Genomic DNA, 23490 nt, shown 5'->3' on the forward strand with positions numbered 1-23490 from the left:
CTGTAAGTAACTGAAAAACGGGCGCTCGACTCAATTTGCGTCGGGTCATACACTCGTAACATGACCGGCAGGCATCGAAAACCGCGCAGGCTCTCGAAGGAGGGCCGTCGTCTGCTGGGCGGCGCCGCGCTGTTGGCGATCTTCGCGCCGGTCACGGTCTATACGTTGAACGCCGCCATCGCCCACGTCCAGTCCTGCGGGACCGAGACGTCGTTGACGGTGGCGGCGGCTCCCGAGCTGGCCCCGGTGCTCGAGCGCTTTATCGCCGAGGGCGGTGGGGCGCCGTCGCGCGGGTCCGACGTGTGCGCCGACTTCACCGTGACCGCCGTCGACAGCGCCGCGATCGGTGAAGCCGAGGCGGACGTGTGGATTCCCGAGACCGAGCTGTGGCTGGGCCTGCCCGAGGCGGGTCTGGCCGATCAGTGGGAGGTCCTCGAGCCCTCCACCGCCTCGTCCGCCGTGGGGCTCGCGCTGCCCGTCGGCGAGGATCCGAACGCGATCACCCCCGAGGACTCCGATGTCGCCCTGGACGATCCGCGCCAGGACGCGGGAAGCCTGATGTGGATCGTCATGTTCGGAGTCGACCAGGACACCGTCGACGGCGCCGAGGCCGACGGCGCCTACCCGGTCATGTCCGCCCCCGAGGTCGCGATGCACAACACCGAGGAGGGCGACGACCTCCAGGTGCCCAGCGGCGCGGCCCAAGTGGGCCAGTTCGAGTACCCGATGCTGGTGTCCGCCGGTCTGGGCGACGACAAGCGCGAGGCCGCCGCGAATCTGGTGCGCTCCTACGGCAGCCCCGAATACGACGATCTGCTGACGCAGAACGGGTTCGGCATGGCCCTGCCCGAGCCGCCCCGGCGCGGCGACACGGCCGTCGAGACGGCCCTGGCGAGCTGGGACTCTTACGCCTGAATCGGCGCCCACCCATTTAAAGCGACTGAGCCTGGTTGAAGACGTCGTTGATGATCTTCTGGGCGTCGGCGGTGCGTTCGGTGAGGACGTCGGCCGTCGCCGACACGTGCACGACCCTCTCATCGGTCTCGGCGAAGACACTCAGCGAGGCCCGCCAGTACCCGTAGACCTGGGTGCGCTCGGCGAAGCCCGAGTTGCCGCCGAACTCGGCCAGCGGCTGGTACGGCAGCGCCTCGCGCAGCATCGCGCGGTCGGCGTCGGTGCACTTGCCCTGACACGGCTCCCAGCCGACGGTGACCGTCGACTCGCCGTCCGGTCCGGCGCACACCGCCGAGGATTCCATTGCGTCGCAGGTGAAGCCGCCGGGCACTCGGAAGGCCACCGGCCAGCCCTCGTACGCCTGGACCTCGCCTTCCCGGCTATCGGCGAACTTGGCGCCCGACACGGACTCGGAGGCGGCGTTCTCGTTCCATTCGGGCGACTCCTCGTCCTCGGGGGCGTCTTCCGCCACGCCCTCGGGAGCCTGCTCGTTCCCGCCGGCCGCCGCCGTCTCGGAGGTCTCGGACGCCGGGAGCGAGCCGCTCGAGTCGTCGGAGGCCAGACTCGTCCAGATCAGCCAGCCGCCGACGGCGATCGCGATTGCCACGACGACGCTGGTGACGCCGATGAGGATCGGCTTGAGCTGCGAGGGCTTCTTGGGCGCGGCAATGACGACCTGCGGGGACATCGGCGGCGGGGTCGGCGGGGCCGACGCCGGGCCGGTCGGGGAGAGCGGCGGTGCGGACTGCTGCGCCTGGGCGGCGGCGCGCTGCGCGGCCGCGGCAGGGCCCACCGGCAGCGGACCGGTCGCCGGGCCCATCGACAGGAGTCGGTCCAGGATGCGGTCGGCGCCGCGAAGATTCGTATCGCGAAGGACCACGACGTAGGGCTGCTCGGCATCGAGGTCGGCCACCAGGATCGGGGCGTCGTCGGGACCGGCGGTCGCGTAGGCCCAGGCCACCGTGTCGGACAGCAGTCCGCGGCGGGCCGGGTCCTTCGAAGAGGTGGAGCCGAGGGTGAGGATCTGGACCGGATGGCCCGAGTCATCGACGCCCTCGCACAGCTCGTAGGCCCCTTCGACGCGAGCGGTCGCGACATCGCGGTATGGACCGACCGTGCGACTCATCGAGACCCTCCTCCCTATGCGTGCTAGCGCGCACCAACCATTTGCCCACGCACCACTGCCCGGCCGAGCCGGTCGTGCGATGCGTAAGAAGCGCGAATTACCACTAAGTATGGCCCGGCCTTGCACATTCCGCGACACCCGGTGGCGGCCTGAGAGGCAGGGGCGGGGCGGATATGGATCGACCGGAAGAAACGGGCCCCGCCCATCGATCGGCCGATAGAAATCCGGCGGCGGGTTTCGATCGAGCGACAGAAACTTTCCGGCCCTTGCCGATCGGCCGACAGAGACCGGGACGGGCCCGTCGGCCGTCCGACGGATGCGCGCCGCGCTGATTCAGCCGGGCGACCGAGGCGCGGCCCGGACCGCTCCCCTTACTCTCTTCCCATGACATTCCTCAGCGCGACATCGGTGCTGGCGGCCTCCGCCGAGAGCCCCACCGACACCCAGCAGTACAGCGGATTCATCGGTTGGGTCCTCGACCTGATCGACAAGTTCGGCGAGATCGGCGTCGGACTGGCCCTGGCCATCGAGTCGCTGCTCCCGCCGGTCCCCTCCGAGCTGATCCTGCCCGTCGCCGGCTACCTGGCCTACGAGGGGAAGATGAACTTCTGGCTGATCATGCTGTGCGCGGCGGTCGGCTCGATGATCAGCTCCTACGTCTACTACTTCGCCGGCTACTACTTCGGGCGCGAGCGCACCAGGTGGCTGTTCGAGAAGATTCCGCTGCTGGAGACCAAGGACTTCGACCTGGGCGAGCGGGTGTTCTCCCGCTGGGGCGGCGTGGCCGTCTTCGTCGGCCGGTGCGTTCCGCTGGTGCGCAGCGCCATCTCGATCCCGGCCGGGATCGAGAAGATGTCGCTGTGGAAGTTCTCCCTGTACACCCTCACCGGCTCGGTGCTGTGGAACGGGATCTGGGTGGGCCTGGGCTTCGGTTTCGGACCCCGGATCGACCCGATCCTGACCGAGTACAGCGGGCTGCTCAGCAATTTCGTCCTCGGCGTCATTGCGGCGCTGCTGCTGTGGTTCGTCATCGCCCGCGTGATCAAGCGCATCCGCAAGGGCCCGAGCGACGACGCCGGCACCCCGACCGACACCGTCATCCTGCAACGCGTCAAGTAGCGGATCCCTCCGGAAGCGGCCCGGGCCGATCGGTCGAGTGGCCGATCGGCCCCGAGGCCGGGTCGATCGGATGAGCGCAGCTGCCTCTCAACTTCGCGCACTATGCTCGCGACGTGACGATCTACCGCTCCACCTCCGACGGCCCGGTCCCGATCGATCCGGCCTCGGGCGCCGGATCGCCGAGACCCAGAACCCCTTGGCGCAAGGCGCCGTTCAACGCGCTGCGTGGCGGCATGGTCGGTGCCGCCGAGTCGGTGCCCGGCATCTCCGGCGGCACGATCGCCCTGGTCGTCGGCCTCTACGACGACCTCATCGATGCCGCGGGCGAACTGCTGCACGCGGTGCGCACCTTGGTCTCCGGCATCGTGCGGCGCACCGGCACCGCCGCGGGCCTGAGCGCGCTCAAGGGCATCGACTGGCCGCTGCTGGTGCCGGTGGGCGTCGGCATGGTCGTGGTGCTGCTGGCGTCGCTCAACACCATCGCGCCGCTGCTGGAGTCGAATCCGGTGCCGATGCGTGCCTTGTTCTTCGGCATGATCCTGGTGTCGATCGCGGTGCCGCTGCGCATGATGCCGAACCGTTTCGGCGTGCTCGACGGGGTGCTGGTGGCCGTCGCCGCGGTCGCCGCGTTCTTCCTGACCGGACTGCCCCCGTCCGAGATCGCCGACCCGCCGCTGTGGCTGGTGTTCCTCGGCGCGGCCGTCGCCATCAACGCACTGGTGCTGCCGGGCGTGTCGGGTTCGTTCGTCCTGTTGGCGATGGGCCTGTACGTGCCGGTCCAGGCCGCCCTCCACGACCGCAATTTCGCCTTCATCGCAGTCTTCGGTCTCGGCGCGATCGTCGGCCTGAGCTCCTTCGTCAAGCTGCTCCAGTGGCTGCTGCACCACCGCCGACAGGCGACCATGGCGGTCCTGGCCGGCCTCATGATCGGCTCGCTGCGGTCCCTGTGGCCCTGGCAGAGCGAGGAGGGCGCGCTCCAGGCCGCGTCGGGCTCGATCGTCCTCCCGCTGCTGCTCACGCTCGTGGGCGCCGCGCTGGTGCTGTCCGCGATGATCTGGGAATCGAAGCAGCACAAGAACGTCGCCAAGTAGGACATTTGCGACAGTGGGTGCCCGCCGGGCGCCAAGAAGACGATTTTTTCGAATTTCTTCGCGTCCGGGCGTAACCGCACCCGCGCCTCTCCAGTTAGTCAGGGTGGCTGCGTCAGGAACCCGTCGCAGCCGGGAACCGGAAGTGTCACCGGTTCACCAGACAGCGCAAGCGGTTCTCGACCGGCCGACGATCCAGTCGGTGCGGTCGCGGCTGAGAGCCGCAGAGACGGGCATTCAAGTCGCCTCGTCCCGCTCCTGGGCCACTGACAATCAGAGATCTTGAACCGCACGGCGGTTTGTGCTGCGCTGCTTCCCCAGCGCGCACAACTGGAGCCGGGCGGTCCGAAGGAAGGCATCAAGCAGATGGATATGCGCACTGTGCGTACGGCGGGCCTCATCGGAGGCATCGCCACGGGGGCTCTGCTGCTCGCGGGGACGGCCGCTCAGGCCGCCGACTCCGGAGTCGAGGCGGCCGGGTCCGACCTGGTCCAGACGACTCCCGAGGCGCTTGGGGGGCTTCCGGTTCCCGGAGCCGACACCGTTACCGGCGCGGTTCCCGGTCTGGACGCGATCCCGACCGGCGCCGTTCCGGGCCTCGACTCGGTCCTGCCTGACCAGGGCGCTCCGGCGTCCGGCGTCAAGGCCGACAACAAGACCGACGTCAAGACTGACAACAAGACCGACGTCAAGGCCAACAACAAGACAGACGTCAAGGCGGACGTCAAGCCCGACAAGGGTCAGGGCCAGGCGGAAGCGCCTGCTTCGAGCCCGGTCGGCGACCTGCTCGGCGACCTCGGCGGCGGACTCCCGGTCCCGCTCCCGTTCTAAACGGCGCCCCGCCTCTTCGGAGGCGGACCGCGCTGCTCGCCGCAGCGGAGTCCGCTCCGCTCGGTGAGAACCTCCGGCCCCGCCCGGCGAAGTAGTCGAGGGCGTGACCGACGCGGCGAAAGCCGCACTGCCAGAAAACCTCCGGACGCGGGCGGCGCAATGTCGCCGGGCCGCGGCCGACACTACGGATGATGGGAACGCCCGGCGCCAAGGGCCCGGTCCCGGGCGTCCCGTCGACCGACACACATAACTCTCCCGGTTTCAATCGCACCCCGTTCAGGCGAGCCCCCAGCTCGCCATCCCTGAACGCACAAAAGCCATTGGATCCATGGAGCTTCACGGGGGATACGTGATGAAAGAGCAAGATCGATTTCCCTGAAAGGTAAAGATCCTTGAGCAACTCATGGGCACGTAAGACCGCACAGACCGGTTTCGCAGCGGCGGGGGTCGTCCTCGTCGCCGGGGCCGGCACCGCGCAGGCTTGGGGACCGGACGTCACGACGTCCGACCAGGTCGGTGCCGTGTCGGGTAACCAGGTGGTCTCGCCCGTCCAGGCGCCCATCAACATCTGTGGCGTTTCCGCCGCGGTCCTGGGCACCTCGGGTGCGGGCTGCGAGGGCGGCGCCGACGCCGACTTCTCCGGCCCCGGCGGCGACCTGACCACGCAGAACAACACCGGTCTGGGCAACGGCAACCAGGCCTACGCGCCGGTGCAGGTTCCCACCGAGGTCAGCGGCATCGCCGCTGCCGTCGGCGGCGCCTCCGACGCTTGGTCGACCGGTGGCTCGAACGCCACGATCGAGGAGTCGGGCTCGGCGAACGACGTCACCACGCAAGGCAACCTCGGCGCGCTGTCGGGCAACCAGCTGCTCGCCCCGATCCAGGCCCCGATCGACGTGTGCGGCAATGCCGCGGCCGTCGGCGGTGCCTCGGGCGCGGACTGCGAAGGCGGCGCCGACGCCGACTACGACGGTGCCGGCTCGGGCGACCTGACCACGCAGGGCAACACCGGTCTGGGCAACGGCAACCAGCTGTTCACTCCGGTCCAGGCCCCGATCAACGTGTGCGGCAACTCGGTCGCCGTCCTCGGCTCGGCCTACGCCTCGTGCGAGGGCGGCTCGGACGCGAACGCCGGTGACGACCACGGTCACCACCACGGCAGCCACAAGGAGGCCTCGACCACCGAGTCCGCGAACGCCGACGTGAACGAGGAGCAGCTGCCCACCGGTGGCGTTCCCGGCCTCGACGCCGTGACCGGCGCCGCGGGTTCCGCGACCGGCGTTCTCCCCGTGGACAGCCTCCCGGTCGCCGCCGGCCTCGCCGGCGGTCTCCTGGACAGCAACGTCACCTCCGAAGACGTTGCTGGTCAGGCCACCGCGACCGTCGCGGACACCGCCGCCCTGGCCGGGGTCCTCTAGACCAAAACCCGTTTCGATGGATAGCGGCTCGCGCCGCGGCTTCTGCCGCGGCGCGAGCCGTCTGTGTCGCTGAGGATCGAACTATCGTCGTCATCGGACCGACTTGACGCGCTCCTCCAGGGCCTCGTTCATCGAGGTGAAGCCCTTCGCGGTGTCGGCCAGGAGGCCCTTCATGGCGGGGACGAGCAGTCCGGTGAAGCGCTCGCCGTGGACCAGGTCGGTCCCGCCGTCCTCGGCGGGCTTCAGCACGAAGTAGTGCTCGCCGTCGAACAGCCCGCCGGGGCCGAGCTTGCCGAGCCACCGCAGCTGCCTGGCCGGGGAGACCCGCAGGACGATCGGCTTGAACTGGCTCTCCTTGCCGTTCGCCTGTAGGAACGTCGCTTCGAGCCGCTCTCCTTCGGCCGGGGTCCCGCTGAGCGAGATGATGAACGGGTTCCAGTCCCCATAGGACGAAAAGTCGGTGAGGACCGCCCATACCTCATGCGCGGCGCCGGAAAGGTGCGCGGTCGTCTCAATGCGGTGCTCGAACATGCTCATCCCAAACTCCAGAATTGAATATCGCCTTCGGACGTGCCGGTGACGGCGAGAACGGTTCCATCTTCCTTGGTCACACTGTTCAGTCCGGTGATATCGCCGTTGCCGAACAAGATGCTGTCCTCGGGCTCGACGCTTCCGATCAACTGGGCCCCGGCATAGCTTTCGGAAGTGAGCCACAGCAGGCCCGGTTCCCCTTGGTAGGAGATCACCTCGCGGACATAGCGGTTCGAGATGTCGTCGTAGGACGTCGGGGCGTGCCCCGAGGGCTGGCCGACCGAGAGGTCCCAGAGGTGGAGGGTGCCCATGCCGCTGTAGAGCATCCCGTAAGGCACCCCGTCGTCGTATACGACGCCGAACCCCTTCACGGTGTCGGTCTCGGTCCAGTACTCGTCGTCGGGGCCGAGTCCGCTCTCGGAGTCGGCCTCCCCCTCGTAGGTGTGCACGATCCGGCCCTCTCCGTCGATGACGGCGATGGTGGCCCAGTCATCGATAAAGGCGATGTTCGGGCGGCCGTAGCCCTCCGGGAAGGAACCCGATTCCCAGGTCTCCTCGAATTCGATGTCGTAAATCTCGTAGCCGGAGTCGTTCACGGTGACGACTGCGGGTGCGCCGCCGTTGAGACCGACGGACACCCGGTCGATGCCCTCCTCCGACTGCGCCATCGCCGGTTGGCCGTATTCGGTGAAGACCTGGCTCTCGGCATCCCACATCGACACCTCGTAGGACTCATTGACGGCGACGATGGCCGGCACGCCTTCATTGTCGGTGGTCGCCCACAGGCCGCTGACGTTCACGTCGAATGAGAATTCGTCGACCTGCTCCTCGCTCTCCAGCGACCACTGATTGACCATGCCGTCGGAGCCGGCCGAGAACAGCATCGTGCCGGCGTCGGTCTCGATGCTCGCGAAGGCGCCGATCGCGGCGTCGTGCGCGGCAGGGATATCGGAGACCATGTCGCCCGCGATGTAGCCGTCCGAGTCGCCGGTGTCGTCTTCGGTGCCGTCGCCGGGCTCGTTGTCCGGGCCGAAGATGAAGACGAGGACGGCGATGAGCAGGATGTCGACGATGATGACCGTTAGGACGACGCGTCGGCTGATCTTCTTTCGGCGCCCCCGTTCGGCTTCGGTGCGGGGCGGTGTCTCCGGGGGCGGCGGTGCCGGGTCGGCCACCGGGGGGAGGTTCCGCCCGGGGGACGTGGTGGGTGGCCGAGTGGTGGTGGCGGTCGAGGCCGAACCGACCCCCTCGGATCGGGCGGTCTGGAAGGTCGGCTCAGTCTCGTGAGCGGGAACCGGACGCTGTTGCGGGACTTGGGCAGTCGGAGGCGCTTGGACCGGCGGGGCCGGGCGGTACTGCGCGGTCTCGGTCGGCGCCGGGTTCTGCCGCGGCGTCCCGACCGAGGTGGGGGAATAGACCACCGGCGTACCGAGCGGCGACTCGCCGCGGTGCGCGGATTCGGCCGCGGGCACCGGATTCGCCGACCGGCCCAGCTCGAGGGTGGCGCTCGGGGCGGCCGCCGTCCATAGGACGCTGCCCTCGGCCACGACGACCTCGGGCTGGTCGAGCACGGTCGCCGGGACGCCGAGGGCGCGGTGCAGCATCGTCGCGACCAGCGGCATCCGGCTGGCGCCGCCGACCAGGAACAGGCCCGCGCTCTGGGCGAGATCCAGTCCGGCCGAACGGATCACGCCCTGCGTGACCTGGATCGTGCGTTCCAGGTGCGGCTCGGCGATCTTCTCCAGCTCGGTGCGGGTCAGGTGCGCCTCGACGTCGAGGATCGGGATCGCGATGTCGGCCTGCTGGTGGCGGGACAGGCGTTCCTTGGCGCTGCGGATCTCGTCCTGGAACTCGCGGAAGTGGCGGCGCTCGGTGATGGTCATGGGGCCCACGAGGCGGCTCCAGCCCTCGTGGGCGCCGTAGGTCTCGCCGAGGTGGTTGATGAGGGCGGCATCGATGTCGAGACCGCCCAGATCATTGCGGCCGTCGAGGGCGACCGTGTCGAAACCGCTCGGGCTGCGGCGTACCACGCTCGCGTCGAACGTGCCCGCGCCCAGGTCGTATACCACAATGGAGGAACCGATGGACATGCGGTGCTTGAGGATCTCGGCGTAGTAGGTGGCGGCGGCGACCGGCTCGGGGACCAGGCGGACCTGGCCGAGCCCGGCGATGTCCGAGGCGTCGATGATCGCCTGGCGCCTAGCCGGCCCCCAATCGGCGGGGACGGTGACGGTGACCTCGCCCGGCGGCCCGACGACCCGGCGGCATTCGACCGCGACCGCCCGCAGCACGGCGCCGACCAGGTTGACGACCGGGAACTCGGTCTCCCCCAACAGGATCGATCTGCGGTCGAGGTGGCGCTTGGGGTTGGGCTCGTAGCGCTCGGGGTGGCGGCGGCCCGCGTGCACGGCATCGCTCCCGACGAGCAGCCCGCCGCCGGAGTCGACGCAGACGGCGGACGGCATGAGCGGGGAACCGTCGAAGAGCAGGGGCCGGACGCTCCCGTCGGCGCGGCGGACCACCGCAATGGTGTGCGAGGTCCCGAAGTCGATACCGAGGGCGCTCCCGTTGGCACTGTCGATGGCACTGTCGAGGGGACGGTTCATGGAGGAAAGCGTAACGAACGTCCGATGACCGAACACCCGTGAGCACCGTGTGCACGTGGCTCGAATACGGATTGGATTTGTTGGGTCATACGTCGTAAGGTCTTGGAGGACTGTCACCGACCGATCGGATGCCGATGAGCTCACCCGTGTACCTCGACCCGTCCCGGCCCGTGGCCGAGCGAGTAGAGGCCATCCTCGCCCTCATGACCGACGAGCAGAAGCTCGCCTGCCTCAACGGCATCCCCGAGACCACCCTGGCCGACGGCTACACCCTCCCGGCCCACTCCAACAGGTTCGCCGAGGTCCTCCACGGTTCCGGCCACTTTCCCAACGCCACCCTCTTCCCGCAGGCCATCGGCCTCGGCGCCACCTGGGACACCGACCTGCTCGAGCGCATCGGCGAGGTCGTCTCCACCGAGATGCGCCAGCGCGACCCCGAGGCCCTGGCCGGTTTCGGCCCCGTCGCCGACATTCGCTCCAACCCCCTCGCCGGCCGCTTCGAGGAGGGCTTCGGCGAGGACCCGCTCCACGTCAGCGCGCTCGTCACCGCCTACGCCTGGGGCCTGCGCGGCCGCGACCCCGAGTACGTCCGCGTCCTGCCGCAGATGAAGCACTACCTCGCCTACAACCACGAGCTGCGCCGCAACTCCACCTCCGCGTCGATGGGCGTCCGCGCGCTCCACGAGTTCCAGGCCGTCCCCTACCGCAAGCCGGTCGAGGCCGGCGCCGTGCTCGGCGCGATGACGTCCTACAACCTCGTCAACGGCGTCCCCTCCATCATCTCGCCGCTGCTGGATCTGCTCCGGAATGAATGGGCCCCAGGCGGATTCATGTTCCTGCCCGACGGCTTCGACGGGGTCAACCTCAACACCACCAAGGGCGCCGTCTGGGACACGTGGGAGTCCCCCGAGGGCGGCGACGTCCCCTATCCCAAGGCGCTGGCCGCCGAGGAGGGGCGCGAGGTCGACAAGGACGAGATCCTCGTCTACGCCTGCGGTCTCATGCTCAAGGCCGGCCAGACCCACTTCCACGACGGCTCCGAGCTGCCGTTCGTCTCCGCCGCCGCCGAAGCGGTCCGCCGCGGCCTGTTCGGCCTGACGATGGCGGACGCCGAGCAGTCCACCCGCGACTGGCTCACTTTCCTCGTCGGCACCGGTCGGCTCGACGGAGACGCGTGCCCTTACAACCGGATCGAGCTCACCGAGCGGGCGCACGAGCTTCCCGAGTCGCGCGAACTGGCCCTCCAGGCCGCCCGCGAACAGTTGGTCCTGCTCAAGAACGAGGACCTGCTCCCGCTGGACGCCGGGACTCCCAGCGCCGCCGCGAAGGTCGCCGTCCTCGGCCCGCTCTCCGACCTCAACCTCCGCGACTACTACAGCCCGCTGGTCGAGGACCGGATCACCCCGCTCCAGGCGATCCGCGAGCGTCTCGGCGACGCGAACGTCGTCCACCACAATGGAAATGATCTCGTCGCCTGGTCGGTCGACCACGACGGCGATGACAGGTTCGTCAAGGTCGGCGAAAAAGCCGCCCTGGTGGCCCGCGCGAAGACCGTCGGCGACACCGAGACCTTCGAGGTCTGGGACTGGGCCCACGACCAGTACATGTTCCGCAACGTCGCCTCGGGCGAGTACGTCAGCGCGAACCTCCTCGCCGAACACGACGGCCCGGCGTCCTTCCTCAACCAGGCCGGCGCCACCGGCGAAGGCGGCCCGGTTCTGGTCGCCAAGGACACCGAGATGGAAGACGCCAACGCCTGGTTCACCTTCCAGAACTTCCACTACCACCCGGTCGACTCCGCCGCGGCGCGTACGACCGAGCGCCAGGTCGAGCTGTTCGGCATGAACCACACCAACACCCCGCCCGACGGCCCCTTCCACGTCCGCCTCGCCGAGGACGGCTCCCTCCCGCTCTCCAAGGGCGAGGTGGACACCGTCCTCAGCGAGACCCTCGTCTCCGACGGCCCGGCTGCCGCCGCTTCGATTGCGGCCGAAGCGGACTACGCCGTCGTCATGGTCGGCAACCACCCGCTCATCAACGCCCGCGAATGCTACGACCGCCCCGGCCTGGACCTCGCCGCGCGCCAGCGCGACCTGGTGCGCGAGGTCGCCGCCGCCAAGCCCGGCAAGACGGTCGTCGTGGTCGTCTCCTCGTACCCGCTCGCGATCGGCGACATCGCCTCGGACGCGAATGTCGGCGCGATCGTCTACACCTCGCACGCCGGTCAGGCGGCCGGGACCGCGCTGGCCGAGGCCCTGTTCGGGGACTACTCCCCGGCCGGGCGGCTCACCTCGACCTGGCTGGCGGACCTCGATTCGCTTCCCAAGCCCGGACCGGAGACCGAGGAGTACCGGGTCAACGAGGTCGACATGCTGGAGTACGACGTCATTTCGGCAGGGCTCACCTACCGCTACTCCGACACCACGTCGGTCTATGGCTTCGGCCACGGGCTCAGCTACACCACCATCGAGTACAGCGGTCTCGAAGCGCCCGCCTCGGTCCGCGCGGACGAGCCGTTCACCTTGGCATTCAACGTCCACAACGACGGCGAGCGCACCTCGGACGAGGTCGTCCTGGTCTACTCCCACCACAATGGCTCCACTTACGGCAGGGACGTGCCGCGGCCGCAGCTCGCTGCGTTCACCCGCGTCAAGGACCTCGTCCCCGGCGAGACCCGCCGGGTTGAGATCACTGTGGACCCGGCCGACCTGTTCGTGTGGGACGTGGTGAGCGGTAAGCGGGTCGTCGAGTCGGGCGACTACGTGTTCTTCGTGGGTCCCGAGCGCGGCGCCACGGCGGCCGAGATCGCCATCGAGGGCGAGACCATTGGCTCGCTCGATCTGTCCGCGACCCAGAACGTCTGGGAGAAGGCGACCATCGCCCAGGGCGTGACCTATTGGGAGGTCTCCAAACTCAATACCCTTGCGAGGCAGGGCGGCTACCACTCGGTGGCGTCGCGCCGTGCGGGCGACCACGTCGGCTTCACGAAGGTCGAGCTCGACGGGGCGACGGCGATCGAGTTGCGCACGGCCACCACGTCGGCGGCCTGGGCCAACCTGGCGGATCCGGTGATCGAGGTCCGTGCGGGTGGGGCCGACGGCCGACTGCTCGCCGAGGTCACGGTCCCGATCACGGGCGACCTCCAGAAGTTCGTGGACGTCGAGGCCCCGCTGGTGGGCGCGGAAGGCGTCGAGAACGTCTATCTGCGCTTCCGCGCCGGCGGCATCTATGTGGACACGATCCGCTTGCGCCGCTGATCGTCTGAGAGTCCGCGAGGGCGTCTGACCCCGATCGATCGGGGTCAGACGCCCTCCTTCTCTCGGTCATGATCCTCGATGGCGCCGAGGCGGGTCGCCACTTCGAGAGCCAGGTTGAGTTCATCGCCGAATACGTTCGGCAGGTCCGCGTCGAGCTCTTTGAGGTGTCGCAACGCCTCGGCGGCCGCAACGCGGGCCGCGACCTCGTCTCCGGCGGCGGCCAGGCGTGGCGCGTGTTCGCGCAGTGCCTTGGCCAGGTACTCCAGATGCACAGACCGATTGAGCTCGGTCAGGTCCCTGAGCATCGCGATCGCCTCCACGCCGAACCGGGCCGCTTCGGAGTCCTGTCCAGCGTCGTCCAGCCGCTTGGCATGGTCGATCAGGCACTGCGCCAGTTCGTCTTCGTACCAGTCGTCATCGGCTGCGGCCGACCACAGCAGCTCCACGGCCCTGGTCGAGAGCGGAAGGTATTCGGCGGCGTCCTCGCCGAACTCGGCGGACCAGCGGGCCACGTGGCGAAGACACCAGCCCAGGTCGACGCGACGTTCGGCAAGGTCGCAGAGCGCGAGGCGGCTCTCCCACATGGGAACGGCTCTCCGGGCCAACTCCAAGGCCTCGTCGAGACGGGCCAGTTTCCCGAGCTCGAACGAGTGGGCGTCGAGGCTGAGCGCCAGGCCGTAGCGATCGTCGGGGGTGGCGAGCTTCTCCGCAAGGCGCAGCGACTCATCGGTGATCCGGAGGCATTCGGCGCGCCTGCCGACCAGCGGCAGGATCCAGGCCAGATCGCAGAGGACTTCCCGCAGGAGCTCGCGCCATTTCTTGGGATCGCGTTCGGCCGCCGACCGGGCGAGCACCACGGCACGCTCAATGGCCTCGGCTGCCTCCAGCCGTTTGCCGGCCGTTTGCAGTTTGGAGCCGCCCTTGGAGAGTGCCTCGGCGAGCTTCGCCTCCAGATGGGCGGCCACTTCGGGGCTGTCGAGTTCGTTGCGCATCTCGAGCAGACGTTCGCAATCGGCGACGGCTTCGGCGCCTCTGGAGAGAAAGAAGAGTTGCTCGATGCCCATTGTCAGTGCGCCAACCCGGTCGGTTTGGGCGTCGACCTCCTGGTTGGCGACGCGCTCCTCATGGAGCGTTGCGGCGCGGTGCGACAGTTCCAGGGCCTCCTCGTACCGTTCGAGTTGGCTCAGATACGCGATTTGATCGGTCATCGACTTCGCCTGCACGCCCAGGTGCATTTCGCGGTCCTCGGCGCACAGTTCCTCGCCGAGCGCGGTGGCCCTGAGCGAGGCTTCCAGCGCGGCCTCGTAGTTTTCCAGGCCCCAATGGCGGCGGGCCAGGTTGGCCAGTGCCTTCGTCAGCTCCTGACGGTGCATCCCCGGTTCTGCCGCGTCCATTTCCTCATCAATCTGGACGCAGCGCCGGGTGACCTCGTAGGCCTCCTGGTGCTGCCCGCAGCTGGTCAGGTAGTTGCCCAGATTGAGTAGGCACCCCGCGAGATTTCGACGGAAATTCGCGGGGCCGAATTCGACCATCTCCTCAGCGAGTCCGGTGGCGCGCAGCGACACCTCGAGCGCTTCCTCGTGCAGCCCGGCGTCGGCCAGCGCCCTCGCTTGCGAGTCGAGGGTGAGTTGGACGGTCTTCAGGTGGAGGGAGCGGTCGGAGATCAGTAGTTGCTCGGCGAGTTCGGTGGCGCGGCGACTGTGCTCGAGCGCTTCGTCGTTCTTGCCGGCGGCGGCGAGCGCGTCGGCCAGATTCTGATGCGCTGACGCCAGGTCATCCAAACACCCGTGGACTGAGCGTTCATGGTGCTCGGTCCACAGTTCCAGAGCTCGGCGTGCGTCTGCCACGCTCTGGTCGAATTGCATGATGCGCTTGCGGAATGAGGCGAGATTGCCGTATGTCTCGGCCAGGGTGGAGCGAATGCCCTCGGGGTCCTCGGGGTCCTCGGCTCCTTCGGCGTACAGCCGCTCGTATTCGGCGGCGACGGACTCGGCGGTCGCCACGCCTTGGCGGATGCGGCCGCTATTGAGCTGGTTGGCGGCGAGGTTCCCGCGTACCCGTGCGGCATCTATGGCGTTGTCGGCCCGCTCGTAGATCGCCACGGCTCTGCGCCGGCTTTCGATGGCCGAGTCGAAGTCACGCAGATCGCCTTGGACACTGCCGAGGAGGTCGAGCGCCCGGGCCAACTTCGGGTTCGGGCGGTCCGGTTCTGCGCCGGCACGCTCCTCCTCCAGCGCGACCGCCCGCCGCACGTTCGCTTCGGCCGCTTGGTAGTCGTACAGCCGAATGAACGACCCTGCCAGGTTGTAATGGACGTCGGAAATTTCCGCGGCGTACGGGTCGGACTCCTCGCCCAGGGCCGCTTCCCGCAGCGGCTCATAGAGATTGAGCGACCGCTTATACTCGGCCAGGGCTTCGGAGGCCCGGTTGAGGTCGCGCAGGAACAGGCCGCGATTGTTCAGTGCGTTCGCGAGGTCGTCGTCGTTGGTGTGTCCGGCTGCGGAGAGTTCCTCGCGCAGCATGATTTCCATGTCGCAGTATCTGAGCCCGTCTCGGGGATTCTCGATCCAGTCAAAGTCCGCTGTGGCGTCGCTGAGCGCCTTGGCCGATTGCAGTCCGAGCGCGGAGGACACAGTGGCCGTGCGCAGGGCCGCGAGCGCCCTTCGCCTGACGCATTGTGCGGCTTCGGATTTGCGCCCGACCGCTTCGAGGCACTCCTGTACCAGCCGCAGCGCATTCTGCTCGCCTTGGAGCGGGATTTCGGCCGGCGGGAGCGCCGCCCAGGCCCGCACTGCCCGCTCGGCCCAGTCGACGGCTTCGTCGGTTCGGCCGACTTCCTTCATCCAACTGGCGACCTGGTGGATGGTGCTGGCCGGAAGGGTGCTGTTGCGTTGGTGCACGGCGGCCAGCTGGTGCGCGATTTCAACTTCACGCTCGCATTCGGCGACCGCTTCGGTGTGGAACCCGTGCTTCTCGAGGCCGATCCGGTACTGCTTCACCCGGTGCACCGAGGAGCGGAACACACGGTTGACATTGCGTGCTTCGTCCTGGGCGTCCTCCAGGCCGATGTTCACCGCGCGTTGCAGCACCGGGAGCGCGGCCAGCTCGTTTCCGTTGCGCGCGGCGGTGAGCACGCGGGCGTATTGATCGAGGGCGGCGGCGTGCTTGTAGGCGTCGTAGTGGATCCCGCCGGGCCGTTCGTGGAGGTTCAGCCGCAGCTGCGACTGGTAGAGCGCGGCGTCGTGCTCCCCCGTCCCGAGCAGGAGATCGGCGTGCGTCCGGTAGGCCTCATCGAGGCAGTCGAGTCGATCCTTCGGAGTCCAGCTCCGCGAGCGGCGCTCGTCCACCCGCATCGCCTGCTCCGAGTGCGCGATTCCGGCGGCGGGACCGGAGGCCCACTCCGCGGAATTGGCGGCCCTCCGGAAGGCGCTGGAGAGACGGGGGATCCACAGGTCCGCGTCGTCGGCGGCCATGCGCTCGGCAAGGGCCGCTTCGCGTTCCGCGGTCCGGGTCGCCTCCTCATCCCGCCCGAAGTTGGTCTGAAGGTAGTACAGCTCCTCCAGCGAATCGGCTTGGCCCGACGGGTCGCCTTCGGCTACGGCCCCCGTGGCCGATGCCGCGAGGATCGCGGCCGCCAGGTCGACCATGCCGGTCGGCCAGTCCACGTCCTCGTCGTAGGCCTCGTCCTCGTCGGTCTGGGGCCATTGCAGCGCCCGGGCGGCGCGGGCGACGTCCAGATCGTCTTTGCGAAGGTCGACGAGTGCGGCCAGTTCCCCCGCGACGGTGTCGTCCTGCCTGGACTCGACGGCCCACAACGCATCGGAGACCAACAGGTCGAGCTCGGAGGACAACTGCTCGAGGAGCAGGGGATCGACAGGGTGGGGAGCATCGGGGACTTCGGGGGGCGCCATGGCGCCCAATCATATGGGCGACGGTCCAGTCGGCCGCGTCTCCGCGATCCTAGGCGGCCGCCGTTGGCAGGCGTGCCGTGTCGATGACCTCGTCGAGGATCTCCCGGGTACGGATCAGGACCGCGAGGGCGTCTGATCCCAATCGATCGGGATCAGACCCCCTCCGTCTCGCGGTCGGGATTCTCGATGGCGTCCAGGCGGATCGCCGTTTCGAGGGACAGGTCGAGGTCATCGCCGAAGGCGTCTTGCAGTCCGGCGTGGAGCTCCCGTAGGTGTCGCAACGATTCGGCGGCCGCATCGCGGGCCGCGGCCTCGTGCCCGGCGGCGGCCAGGCGCGGCGCGTGTTCGCGCAGCGCCTTGGCCAGGTATTCCAGATGCAAGGGCCGATTGGTCTCGGTCAGGTCCCTGAGCATCGCGATCGACTCCGCACCGAACCGGGTCGCCTCGGAATCCTGTCCGGCATCGTCCAGGCGCTTGGCATGGTCGATCAGGCACTCTGCCAGTTGGCCTCTGTACCAGTCGTCGTCATCGGCGGCCGACCGCAGCAGTTCCACGGCTCTGGTCGACTGCGGGAGATACTCGGGCGCGGCGTTGTCACGCTCGGCGGACCAGCGGGCGACGTGGCGAAGGCACCAGCCCAGGTCGAAGCGCCGCGTGGCCGAGTCTTGGAGCGCGAGGCGGTTCTCCCACATGGGAACGGCCCTCCGGGACAACTCCAGGGCCTCTTCGAGACGGGCGGCCTCCCCGAGCTCGAAGGCGTACGAGTCGAGGCTGGACGCCAATCCGAAGTGATTGTCCGGGGTGTGGATCTCCTCCGCCAGGCGTAGCGACTCCTCGGAGATCTGGAGGCATTCGGCGCGTCTGCCGACCTGCCACAGAATCCAGGACAGATCGGAGAGGGTTCCCCGAAGCTGCTCCCGCCAATGCTCCGGATCGCGCTCGGCCGCCGACCGGGCGAGCGCCACGGCACGTTCGATGGCCTCGGCCGCCTCCAGCCGTTGGCCGTCCTCTTGCAGCTTGTAGCCGCGCTTGCAGAGTGCCCGGGAGAGCAGGCCCTCCGGATAGGCGATCAGTTCGGGCCTGCCGAGTTCGCCCCGTTCCTTGAGCAGACGCTCGCAATCGGGGACGGCCTCATCGCCCCTGGCGAGGTTGAAGAGCTGCTCGATGCGTCGCGCCAGCGCATCACCCTGGTCGCCCAGGGCGCCGACCTCCTGGTTCGCGACGCGCTCCTCCTGGAGCGCCACGGCGCGGTGCGACAGCTCCAGGGCCTCCTCGTACCGTTCGAGCTGGTCCAAGTACGTGACTTGCGCGGTTGTCGACTTCGCCAGCACGTCCAGGTGCATTTCGCGGTCCTCGGCGCACAGCTCCTCGGCGAGCGCGGTGGCCCTGAGCGAGGTCTCCAACGCGGCCTCGTAGCCCTCCACGTACCAATGACGGCGGGCCAGATTGGACAGTGACGTCGCCAGGTCCCGGCGGTGCAGACCCGGTTCCGCCGCTTCCATTTCCTCGCGAATCCGGACGCAGCGTCGGGTGACCTCGAAAGCCTCCCGGTGCTGCTCGCATTCGGCCAGGAAGTTCCCGAGATTGTTCAGGCAGATCTCGAGATTGTCGCGGAAGGTCGCGGGGTGGAGTGCGGTCAATTCCTCGGCGAGGCTGGTGGCGCGGCGTGACACCGCGAGTGCTTCCTCGGGCAGTCCGGCGTCGGCCAGCGCCCTCGCGTGCGAGTCGAGGGCGAGTTGGGCGTTCTCCAGGTGGAGGGAGCGGTCGGAGGCCAGCAGTTGCTCGCCGAGTTCGACGCAGCGCCGAGTGTGGTCGAGTGCTTCGGTCTTCTTGCCCGCTGCGGCGAGCGCGTCGGACAGTTTCCGGTGCGCCGACGCCACCTTGTCCAGGCATCCGTGGGCGGAGTGCTCGTGCTCCTCGGTCCACAGTTCCAGGGCTCGGCGCGCGTCCTGCACCCCCTGCTCGAACTGGTTGAGATGCCTGCGGAACGGGGCGAGATTGCCGTACGTCCTCGCCAGCGAGGAGCGGATCCCATCGGGGTCTTCGGCATAGAGGCGCTCGTATTCGGCGGCGACCGATGCGGCGGTCGCCACGCCTTGCCGGAGCCGGCCGCCATTGAGCTGGACGGCGGCGAGGTTCCCGCGTACCTTCGCGGCATCCACGGTCTTGCCGGCCTGCTCGTAGATCGCGATGGACCTGCGCCGGCTCTCGATGGCCGCGTCGAAGTCGTGCAGGTCGTCTTGGGCTGCGCCGAGGAGGTCGAGCGCCCGGGCCAGCTTCGGGTTCGGGTCGTCCGGGGCGGCGGCGGCCCGCTCCTCCTCCAGCGCCACCGTCCGCCGCGTGTGCGCTTCGGCCGCCTGGGGGTCGTAGAGCTTGATGAGCGCATGTCCCAGGTTGTAATGGACGTCGGACAGGTTCGCGGTGTGCGGGACGGGCTCGTCGCCTGAAGTCGCTTCCCGCAGCGACTCGTAGAGATCGATCGCCCGCTCGAAGTCGGCCGGGGACTCGGAGGTGCGGTCGAGGTCGTTCAGGAACAGGCCGCGGTTGTTCAGCGCGTTCGCGAGGCCGTCGTCATCGGGGTGACCTGCTGCGGAGAGTTCCTCGCGCAGCAGGATTTCCATGTCGCAGTACTTGAGCGCGTCCCGCTGGTTCTCGAGCCGGTCGAGGTCCACTGTGGCAGTGCAGAGCGCCTTGGCCGATTGCAGTCCGAGTTCGGAGGACGCGGTGGCGGTGCGCAGTGCCGCCAGCGCCCTCCGCTTGACGCAGTGGGCGGCTTCCGATTTCCGCCCGACCGCGTCGAGGCACTGCTGCACCAGCCGGAGCGCGTTCTGTTCGCCCTTGAGCGGCGACTCGGCCGGCGGGAGACTCGCCCAGGCCTGCACGGCCCGCTCGGCCCATGCGACGGCGTCGTCGTATCGGCCGATATCCCGCATCCAGCTGGCGATCTTGTGGATGGTGCTGGCCGGAAGGGTGCTGTTGCGTTGGTGCACGGCGGACAACCGGTGCGCGATTTCGACTTCGCGCTCGCATTCGGCGACCGCTTCCACGTGGTATCCGTGCTTCTCGAGGCTGGTCCGGTACTTCTTCACTCGGCGCATCGAGCTGCGGAACACATGGTTGACATTGCGTTCCTTGTCGTTGGCGGCCTTCAAACCGATGTCCACCGCGCGTTGCTGCACCGGGAGCGCGGCCCGTTCGTTTCCGCCGCGCGCGTCGGTGAGTACGCGGGCGTACTGGTCGAGCGCGGCGGCGTGCGTCAAGGCGTTGTAGTGGACCCCGCCGGGCCATTCGTAGAGGTTCAGCCGCAGCTGTGACTGATAGAGCGCGGCGTCGAAATCCTCCGCGCGGGCCAGGAGATCGGTGTGTCGTCGGTAGGCCTCATCGAGGCAGCCGAGTCGCTGTTTCGGTGCCCACTCCCGCGAGCGGTGCTCGTCCACCCGCATCGCCTGTTCGGAGTGCGCGATCGCGGCGGCGGGCTCGGATGACGACTCCGTGGACTTGGCGGCCCTCCAGAAGGCATCGGAGAGACGGGGGATCCACACGCCCGAGTCCTCGGCGGCCATGCGCCCCGCAAGGGCTGCTTCGCGTTCCGCGATGCAGGTCGCAGCTTCATGCCGACCGAAGTTGGCCTGTAGGAAGTACAGCCGCTCCAGGGAATCGGCCTGACCCAGTGGGTCGCCTTCGGCGCCGGCCGCAGCGGCCGACGCCGTGAAGACCGCGGCCGCCAGGTCGACCATGCCGGTCGGCCAGTTGGCCTCCTCCTCGTCGAAGGAATCGTACTCGTCAGGGTGAGGCCACAGCAGTGCCCGAGCGGCACGGGCCACGTCCAGATCGTCTTTATGGAGGTCGAGAAGTGCGGCAAGTTCCCCCGCGACGGTGTCGTCCTGCCGGGATGTGAAGGCCCACACCGCATCGGCAATCAATAGGTCGAGTTCGGACGCCAGCTGCTCGGGGCCTACTGGTTCGGCAGGGCGAGGAGCATCCGGGATTTCGGGGGGTGCCATGGCGCCCAATCATATGGGCGACCGTCCAGTCGGTTGTGTCGCAGCGACCCTACGCATCTGCCGTTGGGAGGCGGGCCGGGGTTGGGCCGCATGCGGTTTAGGGTGAGCCGATGGCGCCCTCTACCTCGCTCCGCATCGCGATCGCCCAAGTATCGATCAGCGACGATCCCTGCCAGAACGGCCCGACGGCCCGACGGTCCGGCGGCTGATGCGCCGGGCCGGCGAGGCCGGGGCACGCCTCATTCAGTTCCCCGAAGGCTGCCTATCGGGGTACGCCACCGACCAGGTCCGCCATGACCGGCTGGACTGGGCCGCGGTCGACGAAGAACACCGCCAGGTGGCCGCGCTCGCTGCCGAGCTCGGACTGTGGGTCGTCCTCGGAAGCGCCCACCGGCTGAACGCGCCGCACCGCCCGCACAACAGCCTGTACGTCATCGCCGACGACGGTAAGCTGGTCGGTCGCTACGACAAGCGGTACTGCTCCAACAACGAAACCCTCAACTACTACACCCCCGGGTTCGAACCGACCGTCTTCGAAGTCGACGGCTTCACCTTCGGCTGCGCCATCTGCGTCGAGATCAACTTCCCCGACCTGTTCGCCGAGTACGAGCGGCTGGGCGTGGACTGCCTGCTGCTGTCGGCCTACCCGGTCGATGCCATCTTCGAGATCAAGGCCCGCGCGCACGCGGCGATCAACAACTACTGGCTCGCCATGTCCACCCCGATGCAGACCTCGCATCTGCTGAGCTCCGAACTGATCGGACCGGAAGGGACGGTGCTGGCCCGAGCAGACGATCAGACTGAGTTGATCATCGGCGAGCTCGACCGGGAAGCACCCGAGTTCGACATCGCCCTCAACAAGGCCCGCCCTTGGCGGGCGATTGCCAGGGAAGGCGAGATCTATCGCAGCCGCCGGGTAGCAGACCCGCGGAGCACCGACCGGACGAGCTTCTGAGGCTCGACATCAATGCCATTGCGGCGCATGGGGCCGGGCATGAATGCCCGGCACCCCGTTTCACGCTGTTCGTCTACGTGGGAAAGACCTCGGCGGCTGAGCCCGATGCGACGAACTTCGCGATCCAAGCGTCGAGCTGCTCGCGGTCGGTGCAGGCTTCGATGCGCTGACGCTGTTCGGCGGTGATGCCGCTTTGGGTGCCTTCGAGTAGGGCCACCAGGAGACTGCGGGCATGGAGTACTGCACCCTCTTCCCGACCTTCCTCGAGTCCAGCCTCTCGACCTTCTGAACGCAGGCGGTCACTGTATTCGGAGTGGTACGGGCGTGTCTTGGTGCGCATGAGGTCCTCCAGCAGTTGGGCGGGCTCGTCTTCCAGGATCGTGAGCATCATGATGTAGTCGGCCGCTCGCCCTGGTTCGATGGTACCGAGGCGACGGTCGAGTGTCGAGACGAACAGTTCGGCCTTGCGTCCTCTCGGGGATTTGCCGATGATGGCGGCCACCACCGCCGAGGCCGCCGTGGGCAGCAGCGAAGTGTTGACCAGTTCCGGGAAGTTCGATGGCCCGAGCGTTCTCATCGAGATGGTGTTCTCCGGGCCGAGGTAGATGCCTTCCGAGTATTGGTGGGCCACCGAGTCCGTGGGACAGATGAGCACCAGTTCCACCGGAAGCCGGTGGTCTTCGAAGGCGCGGGCCATATAGCCCGGCAGCCGGTAGTATTTCTCATTCTTGAACTCGTTTTGGACTTCGACGATGATGATTCGGTCTTCCTGGCGGGGGAACGACAGCTTGACTACGACATCGGCCCGCCGCTCAGTTCTTCCGGGGGAGCCGACCGAGGTAGTTCGTGTCTCGGCTGCTGTGCACACCTCGACTCGCCGGTCCATGTCGACGAGGTCCATCAACCAAGCCGCAGTGAGCGGCTCGTCCTGGATGGCCTGGACGATGAGTTCGTGTGGATCTCCTGGCATCGGGGGGATTCCCTTCGTTTCACGGTTCCCCTGTGAAACGAGTGGGTGACACCCGAAGACGTGCGCTTGTCGTAAAACCGACAGTTTGAGCGATCGGGTCGGCCATGGTTTTCGCTGGCGCCCAGTTCGTCTGCGGCGATCTCGGCGGCGCAGCCCGCGCTCCTCTTCTCTACGCGCTGGGGTCTCGCAGCCCCACCGAGTCGTGGTCCCAGAAGTCCTGCGAGTAGACGAGCGTTCCATTCATCCAATCCTGGTACGCCGCCAGTGGGTACACCTGGAACGCGGCATCGGGGATGCGCAGCGACGGCTTGCGAAATCCGAGTTCGCCGCCCGCTTTGAAGCCGACCTTCGAGTAGAACCCGGGGTGGCCTTCGAGGAACACCAGCGGCGCACCGCGCGAGTCCAGGATCTCCAGTCCTCGGCGGACGAGCGCCGATCCGATGCCCTGGCCGTGGCGCTCGGGCAGCACCCCGATGGGACTGAGCACCGGCACCTTTACAAGTTCGCGCGGTGCGTCGAGCAGGCTGGTTGTGAACATGACGTGACCGACGATCTGTCCGTCGCCAACAGCGACAAGCGAAAGCGCGTCGCTTGTCTCCCGCAACGCGTCGTTCAAGTCCGCGACCCTCGGTCCGCTGTCCCCGAACGCCAACTCATGCACTCTCCGGACGGCCTCGTGATCGCCCGCAGCCTCTGCACGTATCTCCATGCTGCGACCCT

The 23490-nt window shown here is 68.2% G+C and carries 14 protein-coding genes; 7 read left to right on the forward strand and 7 right to left on the reverse strand.

Annotation, left to right across the window (positions count from 1 at the left end; translation table 11 throughout):
• Positions 1 to 60 precede the first annotated feature (60 nt).
• The gene (locus FAB82_RS09030; protein WP_136534218.1) at positions 61 to 915 is read left to right on the forward strand and encodes a hypothetical protein; all 855 of its coding nucleotides are present in this window, start codon (positions 61 to 63) and stop codon (positions 913 to 915) included.
• Positions 916 to 931: 16 nt separating this feature from the next.
• On the opposite strand, the gene FAB82_RS09035 is transcribed toward FAB82_RS09030, so the two are convergent.
• Complete coding sequence (locus FAB82_RS09035; protein WP_136534219.1) at positions 932 to 2080, reverse strand: flagellar basal body-associated FliL family protein; 1149 nt, start codon at positions 2078 to 2080, stop codon at positions 932 to 934.
• Positions 2081 to 2464: 384 nt separating this feature from the next.
• Between FAB82_RS09035 and FAB82_RS09040 the strand changes: the two genes are divergently transcribed.
• The 4 genes from FAB82_RS09040 to FAB82_RS09055 all read left to right on the forward strand — a co-directional run bounded on the left by FAB82_RS09040 (position 2465) and on the right by FAB82_RS09055 (position 6536).
• On the forward strand, positions 2465 to 3199 hold the full coding sequence (locus FAB82_RS09040) for a DedA family protein (RefSeq protein ID WP_136534220.1): 735 nt from the start codon (positions 2465 to 2467) through the stop codon (positions 3197 to 3199).
• A 113-nt stretch (positions 3200 to 3312) separates the two neighbouring features.
• A complete protein-coding gene (locus FAB82_RS09045; RefSeq protein WP_211116477.1) occupies positions 3313 to 4290 on the forward strand; it encodes a DUF368 domain-containing protein in 978 nt (325 codons plus the stop codon).
• Between the two features lie 369 nt (positions 4291 to 4659).
• Positions 4660 to 5118, forward strand: coding sequence for a hypothetical protein (locus tag FAB82_RS09050; RefSeq protein ID WP_136534221.1), 459 nt, complete (start codon positions 4660 to 4662; stop codon positions 5116 to 5118).
• A 392-nt stretch (positions 5119 to 5510) separates the two neighbouring features.
• Positions 5511 to 6536, forward strand: a complete 1026-nt coding sequence (locus FAB82_RS09055) for a chaplin family protein (protein ID WP_136534222.1) — start codon at positions 5511 to 5513, stop codon at positions 6534 to 6536.
• A gap of 90 nt (positions 6537 to 6626) precedes the next feature.
• Here FAB82_RS09055 and FAB82_RS09060 read toward each other — a convergent pair whose 3' ends face one another.
• Together FAB82_RS09060 and FAB82_RS09065 are read right to left on the reverse strand one after the other, a co-directional pair.
• Complete coding sequence (locus FAB82_RS09060) at positions 6627 to 7073, reverse strand: SRPBCC domain-containing protein (protein WP_211116478.1); 447 nt, start codon at positions 7071 to 7073, stop codon at positions 6627 to 6629.
• Entirely contained in the window at positions 7070 to 9673 is a 2604-nt protein-coding gene (locus FAB82_RS09065; protein WP_136534223.1) for an Hsp70 family protein, read from the reverse strand. Before FAB82_RS09065 ends, FAB82_RS09060 begins: the two co-directional genes overlap by 4 nt.
• Before the next feature lie 134 nt (positions 9674 to 9807).
• Here FAB82_RS09065 and FAB82_RS09070 point away from each other — a divergent pair, with 134 nt between their 5' ends.
• The gene (locus tag FAB82_RS09070) at positions 9808 to 12930 is read left to right on the forward strand and encodes a glycoside hydrolase family 3 protein (RefSeq protein WP_168801506.1); all 3123 of its coding nucleotides are present in this window, start codon (positions 9808 to 9810) and stop codon (positions 12928 to 12930) included.
• Positions 12931 to 12974: 44 nt separating this feature from the next.
• Here the strand turns inward: FAB82_RS09070 and FAB82_RS09075 are convergent, their stop codons facing one another.
• On the reverse strand, positions 12975 to 16841 hold the full coding sequence (locus FAB82_RS09075; RefSeq protein ID WP_136534225.1) for a tetratricopeptide repeat protein: 3867 nt from the start codon (positions 16839 to 16841) through the stop codon (positions 12975 to 12977).
• Between the two features lie 152 nt (positions 16842 to 16993).
• Positions 16994 to 20845 (reverse strand): tetratricopeptide repeat protein, encoded by a 3852-nt coding sequence (locus FAB82_RS09080; RefSeq protein ID WP_136534226.1) that lies wholly within the window; start codon positions 20843 to 20845, stop codon positions 16994 to 16996.
• Positions 20846 to 21053: 208 nt separating this feature from the next.
• Between FAB82_RS09080 and FAB82_RS09085 the strand changes: the two genes are divergently transcribed.
• Complete coding sequence (locus tag FAB82_RS09085; RefSeq protein WP_136534227.1) at positions 21054 to 21800, forward strand: carbon-nitrogen hydrolase family protein; 747 nt, start codon at positions 21054 to 21056, stop codon at positions 21798 to 21800.
• 73 nt (positions 21801 to 21873) lie between these two features.
• Here the strand turns inward: FAB82_RS09085 and FAB82_RS09090 are convergent, their stop codons facing one another.
• Positions 21874 to 22770 (reverse strand): RpnC/YadD family protein, encoded by an 897-nt coding sequence (locus FAB82_RS09090; protein WP_136534228.1) that lies wholly within the window; start codon positions 22768 to 22770, stop codon positions 21874 to 21876.
• A 169-nt stretch (positions 22771 to 22939) separates the two neighbouring features.
• A complete protein-coding gene (locus FAB82_RS09095) occupies positions 22940 to 23479 on the reverse strand; it encodes a GNAT family N-acetyltransferase (RefSeq protein WP_136534229.1) in 540 nt (179 codons plus the stop codon).
• Positions 23480 to 23490: the final 11 nt, after the last annotated feature.

Source organism: Glycomyces buryatensis (genome assembly GCF_004912275.1).
Classification (GTDB): Bacteria; Actinomycetota; Actinomycetes; order Mycobacteriales; family Micromonosporaceae; genus Glycomyces; species Glycomyces buryatensis.